This window comes from Dysosmobacter sp. HCP28S3_G4 (assembly GCF_052065175.1).
Taxonomy (GTDB): Bacteria; Bacillota; Clostridia; order Oscillospirales; family Oscillospiraceae; genus Oscillibacter.
Map to the genome: position 1 here is coordinate 1 of NZ_JBQHUP010000079.1, position 5,562 is coordinate 5,562.

Below are 5,562 nucleotides of genomic sequence, written 5' to 3' on the forward strand. Positions count from 1 at the left end.
CACAGGCTTTTTGCAGGCATTCGATCCAATACGAGGGGGCTCCCGCCCCCTCGTACTCCCCCTGCAAAAAAGGACTCTTTTCCTTCAGGCAGGGTTTTTCGACAAGCTGAAGCGCACCGTGAGAGATCACGGTGCGCTTTTTGCCGTTTCGGGACGATTGCGGGGCGGCGGGGATGCGAGTATGACGGCGCTGAGGTGCGGGGATCTGGCAGACATTGAAAATGGAAAACATACCTGAAAAGCGGCAATGAAGAGTTGACATTGGTGGATATGCGCGGCAAAGAGGAAACAGATGCGGATGGCCGGCCGATTCTTGCGTTTGCGTTTTATTATGGAAATGCCGCGTACTACATGAGTGAGAGGGATACCTGGGAGAGAGAAGAACCGAACCTTGACAGACTGCTCTATTTGTATCAGGACAATGACAATCAGATCGGAAATGGCTACTATGATGCTGAGACGGCCTACGAAAAATTCGGCTTCCGTGTGATCCTCTGGGACTGCGCCCCGCCGGTGGAAAACATCTTCGAGTGACGTCCGGGACGCCGGTCTCCGGCAAACGCAGCCCGTCCACCGCTTTGCCCGCCCACCGTCCCAGCAAGGACTATGAGATGCCGGCCGATTCCACCGAAGCTGTCAGTGTGACCGGCCATGCCACCCCCTTCGCTCGCATGTGAACACAAATTCCTGTTTTAGACAAAATACACAAAATATGTACAAATAATCCATAAAAACACTGAAACTTTGTTAAAAGGTAAGCAATAATTGACAAAGCATTTTAACTGCTTATATTATTGTATTACAAGTTAACAAGTTACCGATTGTGTGCCCCATCCGGAAAGCCGGATAACAATAATGGAAAAATGGAAAAACAGGAGGACAAACATGAAAACGAAGATCACCAAGAGACTCGCAGCATTGGGTCTCGCTATGCTGATGGTGCTCGGCATGGCGGCGTGCGGCAACAACAGCAGCTCCGCCAACACCGGCGCAAGCACCGGCAGCACCAGCACCGCCAACACCAGCACCGCTCCCGCCAATACCAACGATGGACAGAAGTACACCATCCGCATCGGCCACAGCGATACCACCGCGAACCTCATCCACATTTCCCTCGAGCACTTCGCCGAGGCCGTCAAGGAGCGTACCAACGGCCAGGTGGAGGTCCAGATCTTCGCCTCTGAGCAGCTGGGCTCCAACGCCGAGATGGTGGAGATGGTGGAGATGGGCTCCCTCGACGCCATGATGCTCCCCTCCGGCCAGCAGGCCAACTACTGCCCCAAGTTCAAGGCCCTGAGCCTGCCCTTCCTGTTCGCCGACTATGAGCATGTTTACAAGGTGCTCGACGGCGAGATCGGCGAGGAGCTGCTCGAGGGACTGAGCGACCACAACATGATCCAGCTTGCTTACTGGGAGAACGGCCTGCGCCAGTTCACCAACAACAAGCGTGAGATCAACACCCCCGCCGATATGCAGGGCCTCAAGTTCCGTACCCCCGAGGACGCGCTGACCGTCGCGATCTTTGCCGCCTACGGCGCTTCCGCCTCTCCGTTTGCGTTCTCTGAGCTGTACCTCGCGCTCCAGCAGGGCACCTTTGACGGACAGGAGAACCCCGTCGCCAACATCTACGCCAACAATTTCCAGAATGTCCAGAAGTATCTGACCATGGTGAACTACCAGTATCAGCCCAAGGACATGATCTTCTCTCTGACTACATGGAACAAGCTGCCTGCCGATATTCAGGACATCCTGAAGGAAGCCGCGGTTGAGTTCGGCAACGAGCACCGTCAGGCGATCCAGGACAACGAGGCTGCCCAGCTCGCCGAGCTGGAGGCCGCCGGCATGCAGGTCGGCTATCCCGACACCCAGCCCTTCATCGACCAGGCTCAGAGCGTCTATGAGGACTTCTATGCTCAGTACGATTGGGCAGAGGATCTGGTCGCGCGCATCAACGAGCTCAAGTAAGCGTTTCCCGAAACTGCTTTTCTTGCGGAGAGGCACGGCTTCGTGCCGTGCCTCTTTCCATCGGACAGGCTTTACAGGATTCCATATGCAAAGGAGTATCTGAATGAAAATTGCCATCCACAAGATAAGCCTGATACTGGATAAGATCTGTGCGGTGGTGACCGGCTTCCTGCTGGTCAGTCTATGCCTGATCATCGATTATTCAGTCATCATGCGCAAACTTTTCAGCAGCCCTCCCACGTGGCAGTATGAGCTGACGCTTGTTGGACTGTGCTGGGTGACCTTCATCGGCATGCCGATGACCTTCCACATGCAGGAGCATATGCGCCTGACCTTCGTTACCGACAGGCTCAAGCCCAGGAACTGGCGCATCTACATGGATATCATTGATGTCCTGCTGATCGTGTTCCTGGTGGCCGGCATCATCTGCAGCGTTCAGGTCGTGCAGAACGCGTGGCCCCAGTATTATCAGACGATTCCCATCCGCCGCGGTATTTACTATCTGTCGTTTCCCATCGGCGCCGTGATATCGGTCGTCCATCTGATCGATATCCTGCTCAACCGCAAGCCTGACGCGGCGCCCACTGTGGACAAAAACGGGGAGGTGCAGGCATGAGTTTCAGCTTTCCTGTTCTGGTTTTGATGCTTGTCGGCGGATTTCTGCTGCTGATGATGCTCGGTGTGCCCATCGCCTTCTCCCTTTCCATTGCGGCGCTGTTCACCTGCGTCATGACCGGCCAGTTCCCCGCCTACGCAATTTTCCACCGCTTCATCGGCAACGCCAGCTCTTACACGCTGCTTGCCATCGCTTTCTTTATCCTTGCCGCGAAGCTGATGAACACTGGCGGCGTCACACGCAAGATCTTCCGCGCCTGCTCCGCGTGGGTCGGCGCGATCCCCGGCGGCCTCGCCCATGCGAACGTCGTGGCGTCCATCGTCTTCTCCGGCATGAGCGGATCCGCCGTCGCGGACGCAGGCGGCCTCGGCCAGATCGAGATCGACGCCATGAACGATGAGGGCTTCGATCCCGAGTTTTCCGCCGCCGTCACCGCCGCCTCCGCCACGATCGGTCCCATCATCCCGCCCAGCATTCCGATGGTGGTCTACGGCATGATGTCTGAGGTGGACGTCGGCCGCCTGTTCATCGGCGGCGTTACGCCGGGCCTGCTGCTGGCTCTCACCACCAGCATCCTTGTGTTCTTTATGGCAAAGAAGCGCAACTATCCTGTCCATAAGTTCAGCTGGAAAGAAGTCATCGCTTCCACCAAGGAGGCATTTCTCTCTCTGCTGACGCCGGTCATCATCATCGGCGGCATCTGGACCGGTATTTTCAGCCCGACGGAAGCGGCGTGCGTCGCAGCGACCTACGCCTTCATCCTCGCCGTCATCGTCTATCACGAGATTGGCTGGAAAGAGGTCAAGCAGGCACTCATCGACACGGCGCGGGACAGCGCGGGCATCCTTTGCATCATCTGCGGCGCTGCGGCGTTCTCCTGGCTCGTCACCATGCTGGGCATGACGCAGGCGCTGAGCACGGCGCTCGTTTCGCTGACTGACAACAAGTATGTGATGCTTCTGATCATCAACATCGCGTTCCTGCTCATCGGTATGTTCATGGAAGCGCTGGCGGCCATGACCATCACGCTGCCGTTCCTGATCCCCCTGATGAGCGTCTACGGCATCGACCCGCTGCATCTCGGCGTTGTGCTGGTGCTGAACCTCATGATCGGCCTCTGCACCCCGCCGGTCGGCACGAGCCTGTTCATCTGCGCCAAGAGCGCCAATATTTCCATCGAAAAGATGTACGAGTCGATCATTCCGTTCCTGATCCCGCTGCTGTTCGTGCTGTTCCTCATTACGTATGTTCCTGAGCTTGTTACATGGCTGCCCAGCCTGATGGGCTGATAAAAGGTGACGTCTATGGAGACTTTCACGCCTGTATCCGTGAATAAGCTCTATATTCAGATCTACAACCAGCTGTACGACGCGATCACCTCCGGAAAATACCAGGTCGGTGAACGGCTGCCCAGCGAGAAGGATCTGTGCGCCGCGTTCAATGTCAGCCGCGTTCCCGTGCGTGAGGCGCTTTCCGCGCTGGAGCTCAACGGGCTCGTGGAATGCATGCGGGGCGCGGGGGTCTATGTCCGGCGGACGACGCCCTCCAGCGGGACTTTGACGCAGGAGGTGGAGCCGCAGGATATCATTCGCGCACGCATGATCCTGGAGCCGGACATCGCGCGGATGGCTGCGTCGCAAATCAATGAGGAGCAGCGCACCGAGCTGCGCGACATCATCGAGCGGTTTAAAGAGGAGGCAAAGGAAGACGCCTACACGACCACCGTCGACAAGGAATTCCACCTCTTCCTCGCCCGCACCAGCGGCAATACGCTCTATCCGATGATGATGGAGCTGGTTTTCAAAGCCATGAAGCAGCGCATGTGGGAACTGATCCTCAATCGCACGGTGGCAACGCCAAAGTACCGCGAACAAAACAACCGTGAACACCTCCAGATCGCTCAGGCTGTCCTCGATGGTCGCACCGACGACGCCTATTCCTATATGAAAAACCATATGGAGCAGTTGTACGAGCGGTATTGGGGCTAAAAGCATGAATCTCAAATTGAAAAGGAGTGTTTGGTATGAGAGAGCAACTCTCCGTCAAAGAGCTGCAAAACAAATGCATCGATCTCAAGAAGCATGTGGTCGACATGATCTATAAGGCCCAGTCCGGTCATCCGGGTGGTTCTCTGTCTGTCGCGGAATTTGTGACCGCCTGCTACTGGCATGAGATGGACGTCGATCCCCAGAATCCCCGCTGGGCCGACCGCGACCGTTTCGTGATGTCCAAGGGCCACGTCTGCCCCGCACAGTATGCGGCGCTGGCGATGAAGGGCTTCTTCCCGATGGAGACCCTGGACACCCTGCGCAAGGAGGGCTCCCCCCTGCAGGGCCACCCCTCTATGAATAAGTGCCCCGGCATTGACATCTCCACCGGCTCCCTGGGTCAGGGCCTGGCCTGCGGCGTCGGTATGGCGCTGGCGGCGAAGATGGACGGCAAGGACTACCGCGTTTATGTGGCCGTAGGCGACGGCGAGGCCCAGGAGGGCGAGATCTGGGAGGCTGCCAACACCGCCCACAAGTACAAGCTGGACAACCTGGTGGTCTTTGTGGACTACAACAACCTCCAGATCGACGGCACCTGCGACGAGGTCATGCCCAACGGCGACCTGGGCGCGAAGTTCCGCGAGTTCGGCTTCGACACCTATGAGATCGACGGAAACGACATGGAGCAGATGGTCGCGGCGCTGAATCTGGCGCGTGCGGTCAAGAACGGCAAGCCCAAGTGCATCTATGGCCACACGGTCAAGGGCAAGGGTGTTTCCTATATGGAGAACGTCTGCTCCTGGCACGGCGTCGCTCCCAACGAGGAACAGTGGAAGCAGGCTATGGACGAGCTGGATGCTCAGTACGTCAAGTGAGGGGGATACAGCAATGAGTGAAGTCATGAAAAAAGCGACCCGTGACGGCTTTGGCGAGGCTATCGTCGAGCTGGGCAAAGAGAATAAGAACATTCTGGTGGTGGACGTCGATATCGGC

Annotated in this window: 7 protein-coding genes; 6 read left to right on the top strand and 1 reads right to left on the bottom strand. The window is 57.2% G+C overall.

Annotated elements, in window-relative coordinates; translation table 11 throughout:
• The coding region (locus ACTNBU_RS12225) for a hypothetical protein (protein ID WP_441034334.1) at positions 1–232 on the bottom strand (232 nt) is incomplete at its 3' end.
• A gap of 23 nt (positions 233–255) precedes the next feature.
• Here ACTNBU_RS12225 and ACTNBU_RS12230 point away from each other — a divergent pair.
• From ACTNBU_RS12230 to ACTNBU_RS12255, 6 genes are all read left to right on the top strand, one after another.
• Positions 256–534 (top strand): hypothetical protein, encoded by a 279-nt coding sequence (locus tag ACTNBU_RS12230; protein ID WP_441034336.1) that lies wholly within the window; start codon positions 256–258, stop codon positions 532–534.
• Between the two features lie 351 nt (positions 535–885).
• Positions 886–1,965 (top strand): TRAP transporter substrate-binding protein, encoded by a 1,080-nt coding sequence (locus tag ACTNBU_RS12235; protein ID WP_441034338.1) that lies wholly within the window; start codon positions 886–888, stop codon positions 1,963–1,965.
• A gap of 103 nt (positions 1,966–2,068) precedes the next feature.
• Positions 2,069–2,581, top strand: coding sequence for a TRAP transporter small permease (locus ACTNBU_RS12240; protein WP_441034340.1), 513 nt, complete (start codon positions 2,069–2,071; stop codon positions 2,579–2,581).
• Complete coding sequence (locus ACTNBU_RS12245) at positions 2,578–3,870, top strand: TRAP transporter large permease (protein ID WP_441034342.1); 1,293 nt, start codon at positions 2,578–2,580, stop codon at positions 3,868–3,870. Before ACTNBU_RS12240 ends, ACTNBU_RS12245 begins: the two co-directional genes overlap by 4 nt.
• Positions 3,871–3,909: 39 nt before the next feature.
• Entirely contained in the window at positions 3,910–4,569 is a 660-nt protein-coding gene (locus ACTNBU_RS12250; RefSeq protein ID WP_441034344.1) for a FadR/GntR family transcriptional regulator, read from the top strand.
• A gap of 35 nt (positions 4,570–4,604) precedes the next feature.
• Positions 4,605–5,444, top strand: coding sequence for a transketolase (locus ACTNBU_RS12255; RefSeq protein ID WP_441034346.1), 840 nt, complete (start codon positions 4,605–4,607; stop codon positions 5,442–5,444).
• Positions 5,445–5,562 lie beyond the last annotated feature (118 nt).